Annotated in this window: 18 protein-coding genes; 10 read left to right on the plus strand and 8 right to left on the minus strand. The window is 41.1% G+C overall.

Annotated features, from left to right (window positions below; genetic code table 11):
- Nucleotides 1–11 precede the first annotated feature (11 nt).
- Entirely contained in the window at nucleotides 12–815 is an 804-nt protein-coding gene (locus GXP67_RS22690; RefSeq protein WP_162445224.1) for an NIPSNAP family protein, read from the minus strand.
- Between the two features lie 253 nt (nucleotides 816–1068).
- On the opposite strand from GXP67_RS22690, the gene GXP67_RS22695 reads away from it, so the two are divergent.
- Nucleotides 1069–1689: an HAD-IB family phosphatase gene (locus GXP67_RS22695; protein ID WP_162445225.1), complete on the plus strand. Its 621-nt coding sequence runs from the start codon at nucleotides 1069–1071 to the stop codon at nucleotides 1687–1689.
- A gap of 62 nt (nucleotides 1690–1751) precedes the next feature.
- Here the strand turns inward: GXP67_RS22695 and GXP67_RS22700 are convergent, their stop codons facing one another.
- The gene (locus tag GXP67_RS22700; RefSeq protein ID WP_162445226.1) at nucleotides 1752–2384 is read right to left on the minus strand and encodes an RNA polymerase sigma factor; all 633 of its coding nucleotides are present in this window, start codon (nucleotides 2382–2384) and stop codon (nucleotides 1752–1754) included.
- A gap of 305 nt (nucleotides 2385–2689) precedes the next feature.
- Here GXP67_RS22700 and GXP67_RS22705 point away from each other — a divergent pair, with 305 nt between their 5' ends.
- From GXP67_RS22705 to GXP67_RS22715, 4 genes are all read left to right on the plus strand, one after another.
- A complete protein-coding gene (locus tag GXP67_RS22705; RefSeq protein ID WP_162445227.1) occupies nucleotides 2690–3808 on the plus strand; it encodes a FecR family protein in 1119 nt (372 codons plus the stop codon).
- A 218-nt stretch (nucleotides 3809–4026) separates the two neighbouring features.
- Nucleotides 4027–5718: a SusC/RagA family TonB-linked outer membrane protein gene (locus GXP67_RS37845; RefSeq protein WP_262890454.1), complete on the plus strand. Its 1692-nt coding sequence runs from the start codon at nucleotides 4027–4029 to the stop codon at nucleotides 5716–5718.
- A gap of 29 nt (nucleotides 5719–5747) precedes the next feature.
- Nucleotides 5748–7634, plus strand: coding sequence for a SusC/RagA family TonB-linked outer membrane protein (locus tag GXP67_RS37850; RefSeq protein ID WP_394351982.1), 1887 nt, complete (start codon nucleotides 5748–5750; stop codon nucleotides 7632–7634).
- 28 nt (nucleotides 7635–7662) lie between these two features.
- Entirely contained in the window at nucleotides 7663–9246 is a 1584-nt protein-coding gene (locus GXP67_RS22715; RefSeq protein WP_162445228.1) for a RagB/SusD family nutrient uptake outer membrane protein, read from the plus strand.
- 253 nt (nucleotides 9247–9499) lie between these two features.
- Here GXP67_RS22715 and wecB read toward each other — a convergent pair whose 3' ends face one another.
- Genes wecB through GXP67_RS22730 form a run of 3 tightly spaced genes read right to left on the minus strand, consistent with a single transcriptional unit; the run spans nucleotide 9500 to nucleotide 13787 of the window.
- Nucleotides 9500–10597, minus strand: coding sequence for a non-hydrolyzing UDP-N-acetylglucosamine 2-epimerase (gene wecB / locus GXP67_RS22720; protein ID WP_162445229.1), 1098 nt, complete (start codon nucleotides 10595–10597; stop codon nucleotides 9500–9502).
- Nucleotides 10594–13005 carry a GumC family protein gene (locus GXP67_RS22725; RefSeq protein WP_162445230.1) on the minus strand — a complete coding sequence of 804 codons (2412 nt, stop codon included), beginning with the start codon at nucleotides 13003–13005 and terminating at the stop codon, nucleotides 10594–10596. The genes wecB and GXP67_RS22725 overlap by 4 nt, the downstream gene beginning before the upstream one ends.
- Nucleotides 13002–13787 carry a polysaccharide biosynthesis/export family protein gene (locus tag GXP67_RS22730; RefSeq protein WP_162445231.1) on the minus strand — a complete coding sequence of 262 codons (786 nt, stop codon included), beginning with the start codon at nucleotides 13785–13787 and terminating at the stop codon, nucleotides 13002–13004. Before GXP67_RS22730 ends, GXP67_RS22725 begins: the two co-directional genes overlap by 4 nt.
- 563 nt (nucleotides 13788–14350) lie before the next feature.
- Here GXP67_RS22730 and thiL point away from each other — a divergent pair.
- Both thiL and GXP67_RS22740 read left to right on the plus strand, forming a co-directional pair.
- Nucleotides 14351–15385: a thiamine-phosphate kinase gene (thiL, locus tag GXP67_RS22735; RefSeq protein ID WP_162445232.1), complete on the plus strand. Its 1035-nt coding sequence runs from the start codon at nucleotides 14351–14353 to the stop codon at nucleotides 15383–15385.
- Nucleotides 15386–15398: 13 nt separating this feature from the next.
- Nucleotides 15399–15815, plus strand: coding sequence for a hypothetical protein (locus GXP67_RS22740; RefSeq protein ID WP_162445233.1), 417 nt, complete (start codon nucleotides 15399–15401; stop codon nucleotides 15813–15815).
- Nucleotides 15816–15898: 83 nt separating this feature from the next.
- Here the strand turns inward: GXP67_RS22740 and purB are convergent, their stop codons facing one another.
- Nucleotides 15899–17242, minus strand: coding sequence for an adenylosuccinate lyase (gene purB / locus GXP67_RS22745; protein WP_162445234.1), 1344 nt, complete (start codon nucleotides 17240–17242; stop codon nucleotides 15899–15901).
- A gap of 182 nt (nucleotides 17243–17424) precedes the next feature.
- On the opposite strand from purB, the gene GXP67_RS22750 reads away from it, so the two are divergent.
- From GXP67_RS22750 to gldF, 3 genes are all read left to right on the plus strand, one after another.
- Nucleotides 17425–18423: an NAD(P)H-quinone oxidoreductase gene (locus GXP67_RS22750; RefSeq protein ID WP_232064543.1), complete on the plus strand. Its 999-nt coding sequence runs from the start codon at nucleotides 17425–17427 to the stop codon at nucleotides 18421–18423.
- A gap of 57 nt (nucleotides 18424–18480) precedes the next feature.
- Complete coding sequence (locus GXP67_RS22755; protein WP_162445235.1) at nucleotides 18481–18948, plus strand: hypothetical protein; 468 nt, start codon at nucleotides 18481–18483, stop codon at nucleotides 18946–18948.
- A gap of 168 nt (nucleotides 18949–19116) precedes the next feature.
- Nucleotides 19117–19845, plus strand: a complete 729-nt coding sequence (gldF, locus tag GXP67_RS22760; RefSeq protein ID WP_162445236.1) for a gliding motility-associated ABC transporter permease subunit GldF — start codon at nucleotides 19117–19119, stop codon at nucleotides 19843–19845.
- A 10-nt stretch (nucleotides 19846–19855) separates the two neighbouring features.
- Here the strand turns inward: gldF and GXP67_RS22765 are convergent, their stop codons facing one another.
- Complete coding sequence (locus GXP67_RS22765) at nucleotides 19856–20701, minus strand: aminotransferase class IV (RefSeq protein ID WP_162445237.1); 846 nt, start codon at nucleotides 20699–20701, stop codon at nucleotides 19856–19858.
- A 122-nt stretch (nucleotides 20702–20823) separates the two neighbouring features.
- A complete protein-coding gene (locus tag GXP67_RS22770) occupies nucleotides 20824–23259 on the minus strand; it encodes an ABC transporter permease (RefSeq protein ID WP_162445238.1) in 2436 nt (811 codons plus the stop codon).
- Nucleotides 23260–23355: the final 96 nt, after the last annotated feature.

The following is a 23355-nucleotide window of genomic DNA, read 5'->3' on the forward strand; positions in this document are numbered from 1 at the left end:
AAAACAGTTAATTAAACCTGAGAGAAAGCCGTTGGAATAAGGAAAGTTCTGGTGATGGAAGATAAGATTTTATCATTTGCATATTCGGGCATACCACTGATCTTTTTCCACTCCGGATCACTGCCAAACGTTTTCCAGTTTTTGTCGTGCTCTGCCATATCATCGAAGGTAAGCATATAGGTAAGGTTAGGCAGCATAGGTCCGATCAATGCTTCTCCAAAAAATACCGGCGTAAGTCCAACCCGTTTAAAAATAGTAATTTCTCCGGCTTCATTAAACATTTCGATTTTCTTTTTTCCGGCTGTTTCATTGTGGCTTTCATAACGGCGCAATTCAAAGAGTCTTGGCTTCTTTTCAGGAACTTCTAATTGAGGCATATGCGTAAATGCTCTGAAAAATGAGCTTTCTACCCGTTCGTACGCTGGTTCTGTTGCCTGTACATTCAAATAAGGCGCAGCCGCTTGCATATAGGCAGCATCCTTCGCCATTTTCTCAGGAGCCGTTATAAAATCATTCATTGAATTATAGGGAATCAATGCAAACAATTTTGTATAGCCTTGTGGCAAATACTCTGTAAATACACCAATCGATTTGCTTCCCAATTTATTTAGTGCGCTAATAGCCGCATTCTGAAAATACTCTTCAACTAATTTCTGTTGCCTGCCATTTTTTAAAGTATATACCCTGAGTTCATAAAATTGCCGTTCCGCGTTTTGTGGATTCTGCGTTTGTTTGGCTTCAATGGTAGAGGCTGGAAGAATGCCTGCTACGGCACCAGTTAACATGGATGATTTTACAAAATTACGTCGTTTCATGGACAGCAGATAAAATAATTGGATAAATGAACAGGCTAAATTACTACTATAAATCTAATTCAGAATATGAAAAAATACTTAGCTTAAAAAAATCCTGTATTTAATTTAATACTAGGTAGAAATACCCAAACGTAAATCATTTTAGCTTGTTTTTGTATTCACATTTTCTCCTTTAAAGTTCAGTAAACAGCAAGTAATCACTGTTAACCTTAGCTTTTCTTTTTCAGTATATAGCCAGGCAAACATTCCGCTTATGCCTACTGATGAAATATGTATCGCTGTCTTCGATCTGAATGGAACTTTGTACACCAAAAAATCGAAAGATGAATTCTTTAAGTTTATCTGCTCCAAGAAACTAAGCAAAGCCAGATATATTTTCCAGATGGCGTATTATCAGCTGCGGTTAAAGCTGCATACCCTTTCGCAAACGGAGTTTAAAGAGAATTTCTTCAACTATCTGGATAAAATTCCTCCTAAGCAAGTGACTGTGTTTGCGAAAGAATATTGGGCAAAAGAGTATCCTGGGGAGTTTAATAAGAAACTTATCGACCGGCTGGAGGCGCTGCGTAAGAAAGGCATCAAAATATATTGTGCAACTGGTGCGCTGGAACTTTATGTAAAACCCCTGTTTGAGTTGTATCCGGTAGATGGCTTAGTGGGCACACAAGTAGAATATGTGAATGATACATATTTAGTGAAAGGAGAAGCCTGTAAAGGAGAAGAAAAAATCAGGCGGTTAGAGCAACAATTGAAAGGAAAACCGTACAAAATTGTAGAAGCATATTCTGACAGCAAAGAGCCAATTCTGGATAAAGCGCAAAAAGCTTTTCTGGTAAAAGATGGAAAGATTATACCTTACTCATCCAGTGATTGATTCAGTAGCTAATGGCTAAAAATGGCATTTGAAGATTCTCTCGAATATTTTAATGGAATCTATTAAAATTGAGATAACTCTCTGTAAAAATAAGAACAGAGACATAAAGCGACAGACAGGGGTTCTTTCTCACTAATCCAGAATTGCCTTAAGCGGTGAATAGCTTTATGTAAAAGATTATAGGCCGATTGCGGCGTAATATCCATGACTTGCACAATCTGTTCTACCTCTAATTCCTGAAAAAACCTCAGGTAGATGATCTCTTTTTGCCTGCGGGGCAATTGATTCAACAAAGCTGACAGTTTCTCTGTTGTATGTAGTAACTCCTGTTCGCGGATGAGCAATTGTTCTACAGAGAATACAACATCAAAGCAATATTCCTCTTCTGATAGTTCGTGATGGATGTGCTTCTGGTTTCTATATAATTCACGATACACTTTATGACGGAGGGCTTTGAGTAAATAAGCTTTTACATGCCTGGTTTCTCCAAGGGTAGCGCGGTTTTTCCAGAGCTCTAAAAACAGATCCTGTAAGCAATCCTTAATGAATTCTCCATTCTTTGTAAACTTGGTAGCATATTGAAATAAATCTCTATAAAAACACTGCATAAGCCTGGTAAAAGCAGTCCGGTCACCAGCCTTAAACTGGTGCCAGAGAGCTTGTTCTTGTGCTTCAGGCAGCATATTGGTTTTCAAGAGAATAGAGAGTTATATTTTTGAGCTACTTTTTTATATAGGAAGTGTGTAAACACTCTGTATTTCATGTGTCTGCCATGCACCCTTTGACTATTGGTACAAGTAATTATCGTCCTGGCCAAATAAGCATCTTAGACTTTTCTGCTTATCCTATGATCAGGTGTAAAACCTCAGGTATTGAGCTAAACTATCGCATTTCCAGTATTGCAATATAATTATTTGGTAATATTTTTAAAAATAATTGCATAAAAGAGGGTAGAAAAAGCAAAAGCCTGTCTATACGTTATAAAGGACCTTTCTCGGCTATGCGATATTACCAACATTATACGGTTGAAGACCTTTCTCTGGATGCGCACTTCCGAAAATGGGTTAACCATCCTACTTCCGGGCAGGATAGCGAATGGGAGCAATGGATGAATGAGTATCCCGATAAGCGCTCCATGGTAGAGCAAGCCAGAATTATTGTATTGTCCTTGCAAACACAGGAACCGCTGGAAATAGATGATGAAACCTTGCAGCAAGAAATTAATAAGATATTTTTGTTAACGGAAGAAAAGCCCTTAACCCCTCAGAAAACCCATAAAACAGCACAGGTACATTCATTTGGTTATTTATTTATCAGGGTAGCTGCATCGGTAGTTATTTTACTAAGTATTGGCTGGTGGTACTGGCAATATAAACCCTTAGCCGATCAGCCTGCAAAATTAACCAGAACTATTCCCACACAAACGGCATCTGCCCAGATAGAACATGTGAACCGAGGCACTGAACCGATGTTGATTAACCTGCCGGATAAAAGTACGGTGTTGTTACAAGAAAACAGCCGTATCTATTATGCCAGCATTTTTAACGACTCAATAAGAGAGGTGCATTTAGAAGGGGAGGCTTTCTTTGAAGTAGCCAAAGATCCTAAGAGACCATTTTATGTCTATACGGACGAGATTACGACCAGGGTTGTAGGCACCAGCTTTCATGTAAAGGCAAATCCTGCTGACAATAATATTTCTGTCATCGTAAAAACAGGACGTGTATCGGTATTTACTAATACGGATCAGAAGAAAACAATGGCGAAGGATTCCTCTGGATTAGTGTTAACACCCAATGAGCAATTGATTTACCAGAAAGCTGATAAACAGATCACACAAACCGTAGTAAAACCTATAGAAATCCGCCGGCTGGCTATTCCGGAAAATAATTTTGTATTTCATCAAACTCCGGTCAGCCAGGTGTTTTCCAGACTGGAAGAGAATTATAATGTAGATATTGAATACACAGTTACCCAGCTCCGGAACTGCGATTTAACCGCTTCTTTTACAGATGAGCCTTTTGCTGTAAAACTCGACCTTATTTGTGGGGCCATAGGTGTGAGCTATCAGATGGAAGGAAACCGGATCATTATTCAGGGGACTGGGTGTATAGAATAGGATTGGCCGAGAGTAGTTTGTTTATACTAGATAATTATTAACCTAAACTTTATATATATGAGATAGTAATGCTTACCCGGCCAGTATAAAAAAATGCCGGTGATGTGCCACCATCACCGGCAAAATATCTCCCCTTCAGCTACGAAATACACCTTGATTAAAGGGTGAATGGGGATTGTTTTTGTTTATTCTTTCCAAAATCAACGAACATTAACTTTATGAACGAACAACAAAGAACAAGTAAATGTAAACAAAATTTACAGAACGTTCATCTCCTTTTCTGGACAACTATGCGGATAGCAATGATGCCAGTATTGATAGTAATGGCCTTTAGCGGCCTTGCGCTGGCAGTTGAATCAAGTGCGCAGGATGCTTTACAAAAGAAAGTTTCCCTGAATATTAATGAGGGTACCATAGATCATATACTAAGCCGTATCGAAAAGGCGGCGGATATAAAATTTATATATAGTCCGCAGGTGATTCGTGCCAGTCAGAAAGTAAGTATTAAGGTACATCATAAGCCAGTAAGTGAGGTACTGGATGAAGTACTTACACCTTTACACATTGTATATGAAGTAGTTGGCAAGCAAATTATGCTTCGGAAGGCAAATACAGGCCTGATTCCGGATGAAATTCCTGTGAGTGAACCTGTAATTATTCCGGCAATCTCACTGAGTGGCAAGGTTACAGACGATAAAGGAGAAAACCTGCCTGGGGTGAATATTTTATTAAAAGGAACTACCATTGGTACGACCACTAATACTGAAGGACAATATACAATTAGTATTCCTGATGAACATACCAATGGAACACTGGTTTTTTCCTTTATCGGCTACTTGTCTGACGAGGTAGCTATTGATAACCGCACCAGAATAGATGTCGTTTTATTACCGGATGTTCAATCACTTTCAGAAGTAGTGGTAATTGGATATGGCGAAAAAACACGTGCCTTACTTACCGAATCTATTGGGACGGTGAATGCCGGGGAGATTCAGAAACTACCGGTAGCCAGCCCGGATGCAGCCCTTCAGGGAAGAATTTCCGGTGTACAGGTAACCTCTGTAGATGGTACGCCGGGATCACCAGTTGCTATACGGGTTCGGGGTGTAGGTACCGTAGGCAATACGCAACCTCTATTTGTAATAGATGGCATTCCGGTAGGAAATCCGGATGCGGCTAACACCAATCCTTTATCTACCATTAATCCTTCCGATATCGAAAATATATCTGTACTCAAAGATGCTTCGGCTGCTGCTGTGTATGGGGTCCGGGCAGCAAATGGTGTCGTGCTGATTACAACCAAGCGGGGAAAAACCGGCAAACCCAGAATAAATTTTGATGGCTATTATGGCGTTCAGAATTTTCCAAAACTGTATGACTGGAACAATACAGAGCAATATGCAGCCTTAACACAGGAAGCTATTGATGCCAAAAATGCCCAGGCCGGATTAAAACCAGGCGATACTGATTATGAACTCATTCACCCGGATCTGCGGACCAGTAATCCAAACAATGTACTCGGTATCAATTCAAACTGGCAGGATGCGGTGCTCAATAAAAATGCACCAATTCAGAATTATAATTTGTCAGTTTCCGGCGGAAATGAAGCGGCTAACTATCACGTATCGGTAGGATATTTTGGCCAGGATGCCATGATCCGCAAGTGGGACCTGGACAGGTATACCTTCCGGGCAAACAGCGATTATAAAGTTGGGAAACGTTTCCGTTTCGGGCAAACGTTCTCCGTAGCCTATCAGGAAATTGTACGCGGGATGAATGCAGGCGGCGATGGATTTTTGTTTGCCGGAACGGCCAATATGCCCCTTTCTTCAGTATATATGATGATCCGAATAATCCCATTCCCGGCAACAGATATGGATTTAATGGCAATCTCAACCGGGCAGGGTTAACGATTGCCAACCAGTTTGGAATCAATGAAATTTTAGATAACCGCGACAAACTGATCCGCTTACTGGGAGGAGTGTACGGAGAACTGGAGATTATTAATGGCCTCACTTTTAAATCGGCAGCATCTCTGGATTTGTCTGTAAGTAGAAACAGCAGCTGGCAGCCAGGCTATACCGGGCCAGAATTAGGCTTAGCCAGAGACCTGAATAATTACAATGACAGCCGGGGCGAAGGCTACACACAGGTATTTACTAATACCCTTACGTTTGATCGTACTTTCGGCGACCATAGCATAAACGTGCTGGCAGGGATTGAATACCAGAAAATCCGGGGAAATGGCTTAAGTTATGGAGGATCAGATTACCAGAGTACCAATCCCAATTTTTATCAGAGTGTAAAAAACCAGCAGGGTGTGGAAACAGTCGTGGGACAGGATGGTGCCGGAAACGACATTTTAAGAAGGTTGTATGCCAATGCTGGTTCTTATTTATCTAATGATGCTTTTGTAGGATATATCGGCAGGCTCAGTTATGATTTCCGGGATAAATATTTATTAACAGCTACTGTCAGAAGAGATGGTTCTGCCAGATTTGCGCCAGAAAATAGATGGGGTACATTTCCGTCCGTATCAGCTGCCTGGCGTATCAGTGAAGAGCCATTTTTTGATGCTGTACCCCTGATTTCAGATCTCAAAATCCGGGCAAGCTGGGGGCAATTGGGAAATGCAAATACTGCCTCATTCCCCTATGTATTCCGGGTTTCCTTCACACCAGATTATGGCCTGGGTGGGTCTTCCCGTCAGGCACCAGTACAAGCTATATTTCCTAACCGGGAAGTAGGCTGGGAAACTGTTGAAACGGCAGATGTGGGTATTGATGTTTCCTTGTTTAATAATAAGGTAAATTTCCTGGCCACCTATTACAACCGCAATACCAAAGACTTTTTGTATGGTTTACCCATTCCATTTATCAGCGGCTTTGGCAGCACTTCGGTTAATGCAGGAAATGTGTTAAACAGAGGCGTTGAATTGGAATTAGGATATAGCACTACGATTGCCAGTGGCCTGCAGATAAATGTATCCGGAAACCTGACTACTGTAAAGAACAAACTGACAGCACTTGCACCTGGCATTGAAGAATTTGCATCCGGAGATTACCGTACGGCTGTTGGCTTCCCGATTGGCTATTTATATGGCTATCAGACGGCTGGCATTTACCAGAATGAAACCCAGAGTGGCGCTGCCCTTGAAGACAAAGTATCCGGCCAGAAACCTGTTCCAGGCGATATTATCTTTGTAGATAACAATGGCCCGGCCGGTGCAGATGCGCCCAAAGGTCAGTTGTTTTCTGGCCAGCCGGATGGCATCATTACAGCTGCTGACCGGACATATCTGGGTAAAACCATTCCTGATTTCTATTATGGCTTGAGCCTGAGTGCTACTTATAAAGGTTTTGATCTGTCAGCTTTGTTTCAGGGGGTAGCCGGTATACAAGTGTACAATGCTTACAGGAGTGGCGCTGAAAATTTAGGTGCCTACGGACGGAACCAGTTTACCAGCACAGCCAACCGGTGGACTGGTGAAAATACCAGCAATACCATGCCTCGTGCTACAGCAAATGATCTTAATCAGAATACCCGGTTCTCCAATCGCTGGATAGAAGATGCTGGATTCTTAAGATTAAGAAATATTCAACTGGGATATTCTCTTCCACAGAACCTGCTGGGCAAAACCAAAGCATTTTCAGGAGCCAGAATTTATATTGCCGCCAGCAACCTGTTCCGGATTACAGATTATTCTGGGTTAGACCCGGAAGTGATGAGCTATGGTTCCAGTGGGTATCAGACTGGTGCAGGTACAGATAATGCCAATATTCCACAGCCACGTACCTTCCAGGCAGGGTTCCAGTTTCAGTTTTAATCATTCCTGACTCTATCTAAAAGTCTATATGAAAAAGTTCGCAAAAATATTCATACTTTCTATCCTGTGTATTTTCACGTTTACCGAATGTGAAAAGCAGCTTGAATTGTCGCCGCTGGGACAGCTGGATGAAAATACGTTTTACCAGACTGAAAATGATTTTGAAGCCGCCTCACTTTCGCCTTATTCAACCTTACTCAATTTTTACTTTGACCAGACTGGCCTGGGTTGGTATCAGGGAGTTTTATATCCGGATGATGATGTAACGGCACCTAATAATAGTTCTAACGACCAGGAAGATTTTAACTGGAATCCAAATAACGACCAGTTTACCTATTTATGGGAGCAAAGCTATAAAGGAATTCAGCGGGCTAATATAATTATTGACCGTTTGCCCTTAGCCAAACAGTTTTCGGATGTGGCTAAAAAAGCCCGCTATGAGGCAGAAGCAAAATTTCTGAGGGCTTATTTTCACTTTTTACTAGCCATCCATTTTGGCAATCCTCCGGTTTCCGAAAAAGCCATTACTATCATTTCAGAGGCACGGAAAGGAAATTCGCAACCTGGAGAGATATGGAACCTGATCATTAGTGACCTGCAATATGCAAAGGCTAATTTACCAGCAGACTGGGATGCAAAAAACAAAGGCCGTGTTACCAGTGGCGCTGCTACGGGAATGCTAGGAAAAGTATATCTGTATCGTGCCCAATGGGAAAATAATCCATCTTTTTATGCCAGTGCCATTAGTGAGTTTAATAGTATTGTAGCCAGTGGAAAATATACACTGATCCCTACATTCGAAGAAAACTTCAATCCTAATACCGAAAATAACCAGGAATCCTTATTCGAAATTCAGTTTACCCGGGGCGACTTCAACCCCTGGCTGCCTACAGATTTTGGTGCCGATGGTGACCAGAATGTTGGGGCGGCTGGCACAGCCCGGAATATATTCTGGCGTCCATCTTGCGGTCCGGGTAATGTATGTGCGCCGGGTGCCAATGGTATGGGATATGGTCAGGTACATGTTACATTGCCCTTACAGAATGAATTCGAGCCGAATGATCCCAGAATTGCCAATACCTATTGGAGGGCAGGCGATGATTTTCTGGGTGAACCCTATGATCCGGCCTGGTCGGTAACTGGTTCAACGCCTGCCAAATATGTTCGCCAGAATCTGATTGAGTTTTCTTTCCCGCTCAATATTGAAGAAAATAACGACCGTATCATCCGGTATGCCGATGTGTTGCTCATGCTGGCGGAAGCAGAGTTGCTGGGCAATAATAATGTAGAAAAAGCCGCTCAATTAATCAATCAGGTTCGAAAAAGAGCTGACCCAACCGGAACGATTCTACCTGACCGTCCGGCTACAGTGGATAAAAACCAGATGTTTGGGTGGCTGCGGCATGAGAGAAGAGTGGAATTTGCCTTAGAAGGAAACCGCTACAATGACCTGGTACGGTGGCACCGGGCTAGTTTAATTAATATTAAAACGGATATTAATTTTGGGAGAACAGCCGCCAACCAAAACTGGAGTGAAAAACATTTGCTCAAACCAATTCCGCAGCGTGAACTGGACCTTAATAGTAATCTGGTTCAAAACCCTTTGTATTAAAACAGGATATAAGCAAACTCCGCTAAATTATTATAGTTTAGCGGAGTTTGATCTGATGATAAGAGTTCTGTTATCGGGATGACAGGATTCGAACCTCCAGCCTCGTTGTCCCGAACGACGTGCACTAACCGGAGTGCGCTATATCCTAAAAAGCTAGATGCATGCAATGGTGTAGGATTACTATAATTCAGACCAGCCTTACAAGATAAAATAAAAGCTTCTTGTTTGTCAAGCAAAAGATTTAAGATATCGCTTAATCTAGCTGACTGATTACTTCAAAAATCCGCTCTGTAGCTTTCCCATCCCATAGAGAGGGAATCTGGCAGTTTTTGTAGGTGCCGTTATAAATCTTTTCTACCGTTTCAATAATTCCTCTCTTGTCAAAACCCAGCAGAGTATTAGAACCAATTTCAATAGTAGAAGGTCTTTCTGTATTTGGGCGCAAGGTAATACAAGGAATTTTCCGAAAAGTAGTTTCTTCCTGAATACCACCACTATCAGTAATTACATAGCTTGCATGAAGAATTAAATTCTGGAAATCGAGATACCCTACAGGTTCCATTAGTAGCACATTTACATCTTCTTCGATCTGCTGGTACAAGCCGGATTCTTTCAGTTTGTTGCGGGTACGTGGGTGCAGGGGAAACACAATTTTGCTAAAGCGCCTGAGTTCTGAAATGATATCCAGAATCTGTAACAAGCCCTCTTTGGTATCCACATTGCCTGGGCGGTGCATGGTCATGAGGGCATAACTTTGGGGCTGTAGCTGAAGCTTACTCAATATAGGGGAGGCTTTTATTAGGGAATCGTAAGCCACCAGTGTATCAATCATGGTATTGCCCACGAAACAGATCTGTTCTTTTGCCTTTCCTTCTTTCAGGAGATTATCAATGCCGCTCTGCTCTGTTACAAAGAAAATATCTGTGAGGTTGTCGGTAATAATCCGGTTAATTTCTTCAGGCATACTGCGGTCAAAACTCCGGAGTCCACTCTCTATATGTGCCAGCCTGATACCCATTTTATTGGCAGTTAATGCAGCAGCCAGCGTAGAATTTACATCTCCCACCACTACCAGTAAATCTGGCTGATAGCTGGCAATGATCTGCTCAATCCCCTGCATCATTTGTGAAAGCTGCGAAACCACTGTCGTTTTATCCAGGCTCAGCAAAAAATCGGGCTCTTTTAGAGATAGTTCTGTAAAGAAAACATCGCTCATATTATGGCTGAAATGCTGCCCGGTATGTAATAAACGGTGTTCGATGTCTGGATAAGAATTAATTACCTTCTCAAACTGAGTGATTTTAATAATATTAGGACGGGTACCTACGACAGTTAATACTTTATGGATCATTTGGTTTTAGCTGCTTTACTGCGGCTGAATAAAGTTGATAATTTTTTTATTACGCCATTACTTCTGGATTCCTCTTCATAATACCCATAGCCATATCCATATTTGTTGCCATATCCGTTATAATACCCATATGATTTGTTAATTCGAAGATCATTGAGAACAATGGCCAGATTTCTTATAGACTTGTCTGTTTGTAATTTATTTACGGTATCCAGAAAAACTTTTTTTGAATACTTCTGCCGGACGATAAAAATATTAATATCTGCATATTTCATAGCGATCAGTGCATCCGTTACCAGGCCAATAGGAGGGGTATCCACAATAATATAATCATACTGTGGACGTAGTTCCTCCAACAGGTTTTTCATCGTATCGCTCATAATTAATTCGGAAGGATTCGGAGGAATGGGACCGGCAGGAAGAATATCCAGATTTTCTAACTTACTTTTAATAATTACCTGAGCAGCTTTGGCTTTTCCGATCAGTACGGTACTCATGCCCTGTTCATTTGATATGCCCATGTCCTGATGAATTTTAGGTTTACGCAGGTCTAAACCCATCAGTAGAATTCTTTTACCCGAAATAGCCAGAATGGCTGCCATATTTAATGAAAAAAAAGTTTTTCCCTCTCCGCTAATGGTAGAGGTGACCGTTACGATCTTATAGTCTGCATCAATGGCTAAATATTGGAGATTTGTACGAATCGAACGGAAAGCTTCTGCAATAGCTGATTTAGGCTTATCTGTCACGACCAGGTTACTTCCATAAGTATTCCGTGCATGATTAATAGTACCCAGAACCGGAACTAAGGTCATTTTTTCCAGCTGGCTCCTGTCTGTGATGGTATCATCGAGAAAATCTTTAATAAAGATATAACTCAAGCATAAAGAGAGGCTTGCGAAAACTGCAATAATGTAAGCCATACCTGTTTTCGGCTTAATAGGAGTTCCTGGTGTTCCTGCATAATCTAATACTACGTTATCAGCGATTGTAGCTGCTTTGGCAATGCTGGTTCGCATTTTCTGCTGCCATAAGAGTAGAAATATATTTTCATTTAATGACCGGTTGCGTTCTATACCTAAAAATTGCCTTTCCGTGGTGGGGATTTGTGCCAGTTTTTGTTCAAACCTGTTTAAAGTTGTATTGATAATTCTCAGGTTTGTAAGTAAGGCCTCTCTGAAGTTTTGTGCATTGCTGAGTAGTTCATCCCGAATCACAATGATCTGACGATTGATGGCCCGCACCTGTGGGGCAAGTTCCGTATTATTTAATAAAAGGTTTCTACGTTGTATTTCCAGTTGATTTAATGCATTCAGGTTAGCACTGATTGCCGCGTCCTGGGCACCAATATTAGAGGTAGAGATATTACTAATATCACCTCCGCGCCTGATATGGCTGTTAAGGGAATCCAATGACTTTAGGGTGAGCTCAATCTCTATACGTCTTTTATCAAACTCTGTAAAACGCTGTAGGGCAAAGTCAGCGCTTAAATTAGTCATACCCTTTTCCCGTTTAAATGCTTCAATATTCCCTTCAGATAAATTTAAACTATCACTAATTTGCTGTAACTGTTCATTAATAAATGAAATCGTATTGTTAGCTACTTTGGTTTTCTCATCCTTGCTTCGCTCTGTATATTGATCTATTAATGTATTTACAAAATCCCTGGCCCGCATCGCTACCTGGTCATCACAGGAAATTACTAATATAGAAGTCTCTTCATCAGCCCGTGTTACATCTACCTTGCCTCTATATTCCGCTACCAAACTTGCCGGGTGATATATCGTGAAGGCATATCCATCTTCATGATCTATCACAGCCTGCCCACGAGGATTTAAACGAAGGCGGAATCTGCCAAAGTCGTTATTGAATAGTTCATTTATTTGATAAATGCTACCGGACTTTTCACCATCTCCTATCTCATAGATAAATTTAAATTTATCTTCAGTAACAAATTCCACATCAAAGGTTTTATTATAAGCCTGACTGTATAAGGTATCTATTTCAATAATAAATGGGGTGCTCGTATATAAATCAGTTGTTTTGAACCTGCCTTTAGCAAAATAAGAAATCCGTAATGACATAGGCATGTTTTTTACAGCCCTTTCAACCATTAATTTGGATTTAATAATTTCAATTTCTGTAGATAGGTTCTTTTTATTTTTGAATAAGTCTAAGCCTTGTAATTGTACGGCATCATCACCGAGAGAATTTGACGCTTCATCTTTAACAATGATTGTACCTGCTGCTTTGTACACGGGTTGAGAATATCTGACATATATATACGCAACTATTAAAGCAATAATTATGGATAAAATTATTAATAACCAATGATTTATAATCAGCTTGAGAATACGTTTAAAATCAATATCCTGGTTTTCAGAATACTGAAAAGTATGTTGGTTCATATCCGGTTTATAAGTGTAATAATTAGTACAGAAACTGATAAAACAGTACTTACAATAGCTGTAATAGGTCTTATTGTATCTAATTGCTTTCGGCGTAGAGGCTCTACATAAATAACATCATTAGGTTGCAGCCTGGAAATGATAGGTTCTATCATTTCATCTTTTGTAATATCCAGACGATAAGTGGTGGTTTCCTTTGTTTCCCGGTCGCTTCGGATAAGCCTGATGTTTTTTCTGTTGCTATAGCCAGTCAGGCCACCGGCCTTTGCCAGTAGTTCTGTAAAAGTTATATATTCATTATCTGCCTGATAAGTACCAGGACTTGATACTTCACCTAGTACTGTTACCGGAAATGATAATGTTTTTACCTGTATATAAATAAGTGAGCTATCGACTACATAAAGCAATAATCTGGAGCGAATGGTATCAGCAGCTTGTATTAGCGTAAGCCCGGAAACTTTTATTTTTCCCACGTAAGGGAGTTCAATCAGCCCATATTTGTTTACAAACGTTCCCTGGTCATAAGGCCTGCCTGATCCTCCGGTTTGACCACTGGGTTTGAAAGCAGCAAAACTCTGTGGATCTATTCCATCTATTGCCAAAGATAATATATCATATGGGGCTATTGTAAATTCATAATCTTGATTCTTAAACTCAGGCAGGCTATCAGGAGTATTATTTGTTTTATCCCTTTGGAAATAAACAATATTACGGAGAGGAATACAGCCATAAGAAGTTAAAACGATAATGAAAAAATATACTATCCGAAGTGTTACGTTCATGTGAGATCTTGGAAATAATCAGCAGGGAAATACAGCAAAGGGGAGTCAGATTTGGTTAACAGTGTTACAAGTATTTATGCAAACATTTGTTTATATAGCCGGAATTCAATAATAAGACTATTCAGGCTAATAAATCGTCCAAACCATTTATACAATTTTAGTTGTCATTATCCCAACAGGTATTTCGATTATGTAATAATTTTATATAACATGCGAAGTTAAGAGAAAAATATAATTTGTGGGGCAATTTACCCAATGCTTTGCTTAGGTATGTTCATTAATTAATATTTACTCTTACTAACGGTCATAGGTTAATTATCCATATAGTTATACTTCCTGTTACTTTCTAAAAGAACAGTTGCCTTCTATCTTAACCCCTCTTTTAAAAATTATACAAAGCACCATAAAATTCGTATAATCTGATAATTACGGCAAATGCCGGATATAAAAACTAAAATTCATTTACAGCCAGTATGGTTTTCGCCCTTATAAACAAATAGAATATATCATCAGCTATTGTTGTTTGTAATACAGGATGTATACATTTGAATAAAATTTAACGCATGAACCCAACACAAAGAACAGAACTCAAAGAACTAGGTGAGTTTGGATTGATCCGTAAAATAAGCGCCGGTATTGAATTGCAGAATAAAGAATCTGTTACTGGCATTGGCGATGATGCGGCTGTTATGGATACAGGTGCAGATCAGTATACGTTAATTTCTACAGATATGCTGCTGGAAGGTATTCACTTTGATCTGAGTTATGTGCCCTTGCAACACCTGGGCTATAAAGCGGTGGCTGTAAACGTGTCCGATATTGCTGCTATGAACGGGATTCCCAAACAAATTACAGTAGCTATTGCCCTCAGCAGCCGGTTCTCAGTCGAAGCCATTGAATCCTTATATGCTGGTATTAAAGCAGCTTGTGCTGAGTATAAAGTAGATCTGGTAGGCGGCGATACTACTACTTCCAAAGCCGGACTGGTTATTTCTATTACAGTGCTGGGCCTGGTAAATAAATCTAAAGTAGTATACCGGCATACAGCCAAACCCAATGATATTATTTGTACATCAGGTGACCTGGGAGGGGCATTTATAGGATTGCAATTGCTGGAACGGGAAAAACAGGTTTTTCTTGCTAATCCGGAAGCTCAGCCGCAACTGGAAGGCAAAGATTATGTAATAAAACGGCAACTCAAGCCAGAAGCCAGAATGGATGTGGTGTATGAACTTGATGAATTAGGGATTGTGCCTACATCTATGATTGATATTTCGGATGGGCTGGCTTCCGAACTGCTGCATTTGTGTACCCGTTCTGGCACTGGTGCAATAATATTTGAGGATAAAATACCTATTGATGGTGAAACATATAATACGGCCGCTGAATTTAATATTGATCCGGTAACCTGTGCACTCAATGGCGGAGAAGATTATGAACTGCTTTTCACGATCCGGCAAGAAGATTTTCCTAAATTAAAAAATCACCCGGATGTTTTTTTTATTGGGTATATGACTGATCAGCCTAAAGACATACATTTGGTTACCAAGGCAGAAAATAAGGTTCCGATCCGGGCACAAGGCTGGGTGCATTTCTAGAGAGAAAATAAATATGAACACCTTTGGTAAATATTATCTTGTCCTGGTTTTATTCCTGTACAGCCTGCAGGTATGTGCACAGGTAGAGAATAATTTAACCGCTGCACCTAAAAAATCTTCCCGGTCAGAAAAGAGAGTAAAGCCCAGAATAAAAACGCCAGAAGTTTCTATTCCTTTGCGTATTGTGGTAACAGATATCCGCAATATTGGTTATGGAAACCGTTGTGTGGGAGAAGCAACCCAAAAAGTGGGCTTTGTTTATGTACCTATGCCCATTCAGGAAGTTGAACGTAAATCCAGGTTTTATTATTTCCTGCACAACCAGTCTGCCAAGCTCAAATTAACGTTGAAAAATGGCCCTTTCTGGCATAAGAAACTCAAAAAAAGCATCAAACGCTGCCTCCAATCTACCGGTGATTTTACTGGATGATAGGCATTGGAAGATTACAATATTTAGAAGATTGAAAAATTGAACATATAAAATTTAGCTTCTACTATTTATCTCTCTACTCCCTAAATCCCTGTATAATTAAATGGTGTAATCAGCCGGAGTTCTTCTTTTACGGCATCGCTTACTGAAAGTGAATTGATAAAGGCAGTAATGGCACTAAAGCTTATTTTTTCGTTGGTACGGGTGAGCTCTTTTAAGGCTTCATACGGTTTGGGATAGCCTTCCCGCCGTAAAATCGTCTGAATACCCTCAGCTACTACCGCCCAGTTATCTTCCAGATCTTCATGAATGGCTTTAATATTGATCTCTATTTTATCGAGGCCTTTCAGCAGGGACTGGTAGGCAATCAGCGAATGGGCCAGGGGTACACCAATGTTACGGAGCACAGTAGAATCGGTTAAATCCCTTTGCAGCCTGGAGATGGGTAATTTGGCAGATAAATGTTCCAGCAAGGCATTGGCAATTCCCAGGTTCCCTTCGGAATTTTCAAAATCAATGGGATTTACTTTGTGGGGCATGGCTGAAGAACCAATCTCCCCTTTTTTAATGGATTGTTTGAAATACCCCATCGAAATATATTGCCAGATGTCCCGGTCCAGGTCGATCAGAATGGTATTGATACGCTTGAGGTTATCACAAAGGGCAGCCAGCTGGTCGTAATGCTCGATCTGAGTAGTATACCGGTATCTTTTCAAGCCCAGGATTTCATTTACGAATGTATCAGCAAAACCTATCCAGTCAATTTGCGGATAGGCTACCGAATGTGCATTAAAATTACCAGTAGCGCCACCAAATTTCCCGGCAAATGGAACTTGCTCCAGGCTGTGTACTTGTTGTTGCAGCCGTTCACAAAACACCATAATTTCCTTTCCCAGACGGGTAGGAGAGGCTGGTTGTCCGTGTGTATGTGCCAGCATTGGAATGGCTTCCCACTGGTGGGAAAGTTCCTGTAATTTGGTTTGCAGTCTATGTAATACCGGAATAATTTCAGTGTTCATGCCTGCCTTCAATGACAATGGAACAGCTGTATTATTAATATCCTGGGAGGTAAGTCCAAAATGAATAAATTCAGTAAAATTAGCTACCTGCAAGGCATCAAACCTGGACTTAATGAAATATTCCAGGGCTTTTACATCATGGTTGGTTGTTTTCTCGATTTCTTTGATCTGCAGAGCATCTTCTTCTCCAAAATTTTCATACAGCTTCCGCAGGTCAGCATATTTTTCTTTGGGAAAATCCTGTAATTGAGGCAAAGGCAGCTCACACAAAGCAATAAAATATTCTACTTCCACCAGAACCCGGTAGCGGATCAGCCCTTGTTCCGAAAAATAGGGTGATAAACTGGAAACCTGCCGCCAGTACCGTCCGTCGATGGGCGATATGGCCGTAAGCTGATTAATATCCATATATTTATTGCTTAAACTGCGTCAAAATTGATCATTAATTCCTGATATTCCCAAAATTTTCTGTCTTATACTTGTTTTGCATTTTTTAAGAACGGCTGTGTGGATAGGCAAGTTTACAAGTTTATAAGAAGGCAACCTTTTTCTATTTATATTGTTGCGATTTACTCCATTACATTTACTGTATGCCTGAAACTTTAATGAAAGCCGTTCTGGTGCATGAGCCTGGCGGACCAGAACAATTGTATCTGGGAGAATGGGAGAAACCTCAGCCTGCTGCCCATCAGATTCTGGTAAAAGTGGCTGCTACCGCCCTAAACCGGGCCGATACTTTGCAACGGGCCGGTAAGTATCCGCCCCCTTCTGGTGCCAGTCCGGTGTTAGGCCTGGAGATAGCCGGACAAGTAGTGGAAGTAGGAACAGGTGTTTCCAGGTGGAAAACGGGAGATAAAGTATTTGGATTATTACCTGGGGGCGGCTATGCACAATATGCCGTTATACATGAAGACATGGCAATGCCTGTGCCCAAAGGTATGTCAATGGAAGATGCAGCGGCCATTCCGGAAGTGTTTTTAACGGCATTTCAGGCGCTGAGCTGGCTGGGGAAATTGAAATCTGGTGAGCAAGTGCTGATTCATGCCGGAGCCAGTGGGGTAGGAACAGCCGCCATTCAACTGGCCAGTAAAATGGGTGCAAATGTGATGGTAACAGCTTCGGCAACCAAACACCAGATATGCCTGGCATTAGGAGCTTACGCGGCCATAGATTACAAAACAGAGTCTTTCGATAAAAAAGTGCAGGAGATTACTTCCGGCAAAGGGGTAGATGTGATTATTGATTTTATAGCTGCTGATTATTTCACCAAAAACATAGATTCGCTGGCAACGGAAGGAAGGCTGGTGTTGCTGGCTACGCTAAGCGGAGGTAAAGTAACTGATTTTGATCTGCGGAAGATCTTGTCTAAGCGTTTACAAATTATGGGTTCTACCCTGCGAAGCCGTAGTCTGGAATATCAGATTTCACTAACCAGGGAAATGGCTGCTTTTGCCTTACCTCATTTCCAGAAAGGAACCCTGCAGCCGGTAATCGACCGTATTCTGGACTGGACTCAGGTACAGGAAGCGCACCGCCTGATGGAAAGCAATGCAAATTCAGGCAAAATTGTATTACGGGTTACAGAATAGATTGCCGGAATCCTTTTAGTAATTATTATTTCTTATTTTAAATTCGTTGACTTATATATGAAACAAAACATTGGATTTGTATTTCTCTGCACACTACTGATAGCTTGTGGAAAAGAAACTGCACAAAATATACCCAATCAAATGGCTACACCCATTGCAGGCACCTGGAAACTATTGACCGGAACCATCATTGAAAAAGGAGATACTACTGTTACAGATTATACCAAAAATGTATCTTTTATAAAAGTCATTAATGATACCCATTTTGCCTTTATGCAGCATGATTTAACCAAAGGCAAAGATTCTGCTGCTGTTTTCTCTTCTGGAGGCGGCAGATATTCTCTCACCGACAGTGTATACACAGAACACCTGGAATATTGTACAGCCAGAGAGTGGGAAGGACATGATTTTACTTTTACAGTTTCTATGCGGAACGATACACTCATTCAGCAGGGAATCGAGAAAATTGAAAGTGAAGGAATAAACAGGCTGAATATTGAGAAATACGTGAAAGTGAAACAATAATGGAAGTATTAAGTAGTGAGTACTAAGTATTGAAGTAGCAGAAACCTGTATTCAGTTTGCTTGCTATGTTTTCATTCCTACTTTTGCACTTCTTTTAATATTAAACAGTAAGACATAATCTAAATTTGAATACGTTGCCCATTATTTACGCTGCAAGGTCCATGTAATATGCTGGCTATATTAAAAAAAGAAATCCGGAGCTTTCTTAACTCGCTCATTGCCTACATCATCATGATCATTTTCCTGACTGGCATGGGCTTGTTTGTGTGGGTATTTCCGGATACCAACCTGCTCGATTATGGTTTTGCCGACCTGTCGATTCTGTTTTACCTGGCTCCGTATGTGTATATGTTCCTGATACCGGCGATTACCATGCGCACCTTTGCCGAAGAAAAAAAAGCTGGTACTCTGGAATTATTGCTCACTCGTCCTCTTTCCGACTGGGACATTATTCTGGGCAAGTATCTGGCTAGCCTGCTGCTGATTATTTTTACCTTGATTCCTACCCTGGTGTATTATTACAGTGTATATACCCTTGGAAATCCGGCCGGGAATATAGATTCTGCCGGAGTATTTGGCTCCTATATCGGATTGGTATTATTAGGGGCAGTGTTTACGGCTATTGGCATTTTTGCTTCCAGCATCAGCGATAACCAGATTACTTCTTTTATTGTAGCGGCTTTTTTATGCTTTGTTTTATATGCCGGCTTTTCTTCCCTCACTTCCCTGGATGCCCTGGGAGAAATGGCCTATTTTATTAATCAACTAGGCATTGATTATCACTACAAAGCCTTGAGCAAAGGGCTAATAGATTCCCGGAATCTAATTTATTTCTTCAGTTTAATCGCCTTTATGCTGATGGCTACCAGACTTGTGCTGGGCAGCCGGAAATGGTAGCTTTTCTTAATTATGCGAAGCTATAGCCGGGCTGGTAGTTTTTCTCAAATTCCCTGAATAACTGGTATACATGCAGCGTAACTTTTCCTGGTTTGCCTGTTCCTATTTGCTGATCATCCACTTTTGCAACAGGCACAAGCCGCTTATTTGTTCCGGTCAGGAAAGCTTCATCGGCTTCTGCTAATTCATGCCATAATACCGCCCGTTCTTCTACCTTATAGACAGTGGCCGCTAAATCCAGAACGGTTCTTCTGGTAATTCCTTTCAGAATATGATCGGAGGGTGTAATGATGGTTTGTCCTTTTACGATGAAAAAATTGCTGCGGGTAAGTTCAAGAATATGCCCATTGTGGTGATAGAGAATATCATAAGCTTGCTGCCCTTTCACCTGGTGGCGTAAGCGTAAGGCTTCCGAATAATTAGTTGTTTTAATTTCAGCCATCTCCCGCAGGTAGGTATGGCTCATGAGCTTTACACCAGTCTGCACTTCTTTTTCTGGTGCCAGGGCTAAGTGTTCGGCTGTAATAATCAGTGTAGGTTCTGTAAAAGTAAAGCTGTCGGGAGTAAAGCCCCCGGTAAGCAGCAAACGGATACCAGCCTCCTGTAATCCACTATGTTCCAGTGTATCGTATACCAATTTTGTAATCTCCTCATCTGTGTAATTCAATGGCAGTTCCATTAAAGCAGCCGATCTTCTGAAACGGACCAAGTGTTTTTCCAGTAGGAATGGTTTGCCATGCGCTGTGCGGCAGAAGTCAAAAATGGCATAGCCCCTTAATAAACCCAGGTCACTTACCGGAATACTGGCTTGTGTGCCAGGTACAATTTCTCCATTGATGCAGCAGGAAACAATCATAGAAGCAGGAAATAAGCAGGGTTGAACGTAAGCCTACAAAATTAGATGATTCTCAGGCAGGGAGCAATGGCTGTAATTGAGAATTAATGAAATTTTGTAGGCTGGCTCGAATGGCTGTTGCTTTACTCATTCCTCAAACTGATGACTGGGTTAGCTTTGGCAGCTTTTAATGAATGGAAAATTACTGCTAAAAAGGCAGTGGCTATCCCGATAAGTCCGGCTATGGCAAATAATTGCCAGGAAAGTGAAATCCGGTAGGCAAAATCCTGCAGCCATAAGTCCATTAGATAGGCGGAAAAAGGCACAGCAATCAGGAAAGAAAGCAGGGTTAGCCGAAGCATATCTTTGTTGAGTAGAACAAATATCTGTGAAACAGAAGCACCCATTACCTTTCGAATGCCTATTTCTTTGGTTCGGTTCAAGGCATGAATTCCGGATAAGGCGAACAAACCCAGGCACGACATAATAACGGCAAACACCGTAGCGATGCCCACAATACCTGTCCAATTGCGGTAAGTAGTATATTGCTCTTTTAAATTTTCATCCAGAAAGGAGTATACAAAAGGCTGATCAGGAGCAAGCTTTTTCCAGGTTTTTTCTATTGCCTGTAAAGCTGTTGGAATACGTCCCTGTCGTAGTTTGGCCACTATATATGTAGGCCAGTCTTTACTGTAAGATAAAGCTAAGGGAGCAATTTTACTTTCTAGAGAAGCATAGTGATGATCCTGCATTACGCCAATAATCTTAGTTCCCATTAAGGTATTAATTACACCTGTACTATCCCTTCCTATCATGTTGGCTAAGGTCTCATTTACAATCATTCCTTCCTGATCTGTCTTACGATCTGGAGAAAAATTTCTGCCTTCTACCAGCTTAATTCCCAGAGTAGATAAATAATGTTCATCTACTATAAAAATATCAACATTCGTCTGCTCATTATTAATTTCAAATCCCATAGAAAACACTTGTCTGGTAATAGTGGCTCCAGAACCACTTAGAGAGATTATATCCGGATTGGTATTTGCCCATTGCCTGAAGCGGTCTACCAGTTGAGCAGATTGATTTGTCGAAGCAAAATTCCTCACAATAAGCACTTGTTCTTTGTCAAAGCCTAAGTCTTTTTCGCTGATATAGCGCATCTGGCCATACATAATGAGCGAACTGCTTACCAGGAACAGACACATGCTGTATTGAACCAATAGCAAAATTCTGGAAAACCAGGGATTGATCCGGTAGGTACGGGAACCTTTCAATATGTTTGCCGGCTGAAAATCGGATAATACCAGGGCAGGATAACCTCCGGCAACTATACCCACCAGCAAGGCAATAAGCAGCAGTATACCTGCCAGTAGCGGTTCTTGCCACAAACTAAAATAGAGTTGCTTACCGGTAAATGCATTAAATGCAGGCAAAAACAGGTAAACCAGCCCAACTGCCATTAGCATGGCCATCCATACCAGAACCTGAGATTCCGCCCATAGTTGCCCGATCACTTGCTGTCGGCTGGCTCCCATCACTTTCCGGATACCAATTTCCCCTAATCTGGAGGCAGCGCTTGTAAGGGTAAGTGAAATATAATTGATACAAACTACAAAAAGAATGAGTAGGCCCAGGGCACTTAATATATAAGAATAAATAGGGTTATTTACTTTTGGCCAGATTACTCTGGTATCGAAATGCGTATCGGTTAAGGGTGTAACGCCCGCCTGCAGCACTTTTACGTGTTGGGGTACTTTTTCATGCTGGCGGTGCATATCGCTGAATGCAGCCAACCGTCGGTCTACAAAGGCTTGCATTTTGGCCAGGAAGGGCTTTACTGAAGCTTTAGGTGATAATAGCAGGAAAGTAGGAATGGAAAAATTACTATTCATCACATTTTTGTCTTGCTCATAATTGGCCATCTGCTCGATACGCAGCAACATGTTAAAACTGATGCTGGAATTTGCTGGTGCCTCTTTTGCAATGCCGCTTACAATAAAGCCCTTCTTCACATCCCGCTGTGTAAGATATAAAGTCTTGCCCATCGGATTTTGCTTACCAAAATACTTGGCAGCCATTTTCTCTGTAATGGCGATGCTGGTTGGCGAAGCCAATACATTTTCTTTACGGCCTTGTAGCAGTTCAAAAGAAAACACTTGAAAGAAATCAGCATCTGTATAGTGAACAGTTTCCTGAAAAGATTCTTTACCGTTGCTCACTACTGTCCCTATCTCTTTCAAGCGCACACATGTTTCTATTTCCGGTATTTCCCGTTTTAAAGCCGGACCAAAGGGTATAGAGAAATGAATCCAAGTACTGCTAACTTCTCCACTTTTGGGGTTAGTCAGACCGTTTTGTGCTTTTTTGTTCTTGGCCAGGTCAGGCAGGTTAATTAGTTCCAGGCGGTAGATGCGGTCGGCTTTTTCGTGGAAGCGGTCGAAAGAGTACTCCTCTTTGACAAACAGGAAAATGAGCATACAAAAAGCAATGCCGGTTGCCAGGCCAAAGATGTTAATACAGGAGAATACTTTATTCCGCCGGATCATGCGCAGCGAGATGTTGAGATAGTTTTTGAACATGCTGGGTTAGGTTTAGGAGAACGATGGGAAGTAGCTGAAATAATTTATAAAAAAATAGGGATACTTTTTAAAGTATCCCTATTTTTTTATTGACAA

It is taken from the genome of Rhodocytophaga rosea (assembly GCF_010119975.1).
Taxonomy (GTDB): Bacteria; Bacteroidota; Bacteroidia; order Cytophagales; family 172606-1; genus Rhodocytophaga; species Rhodocytophaga rosea.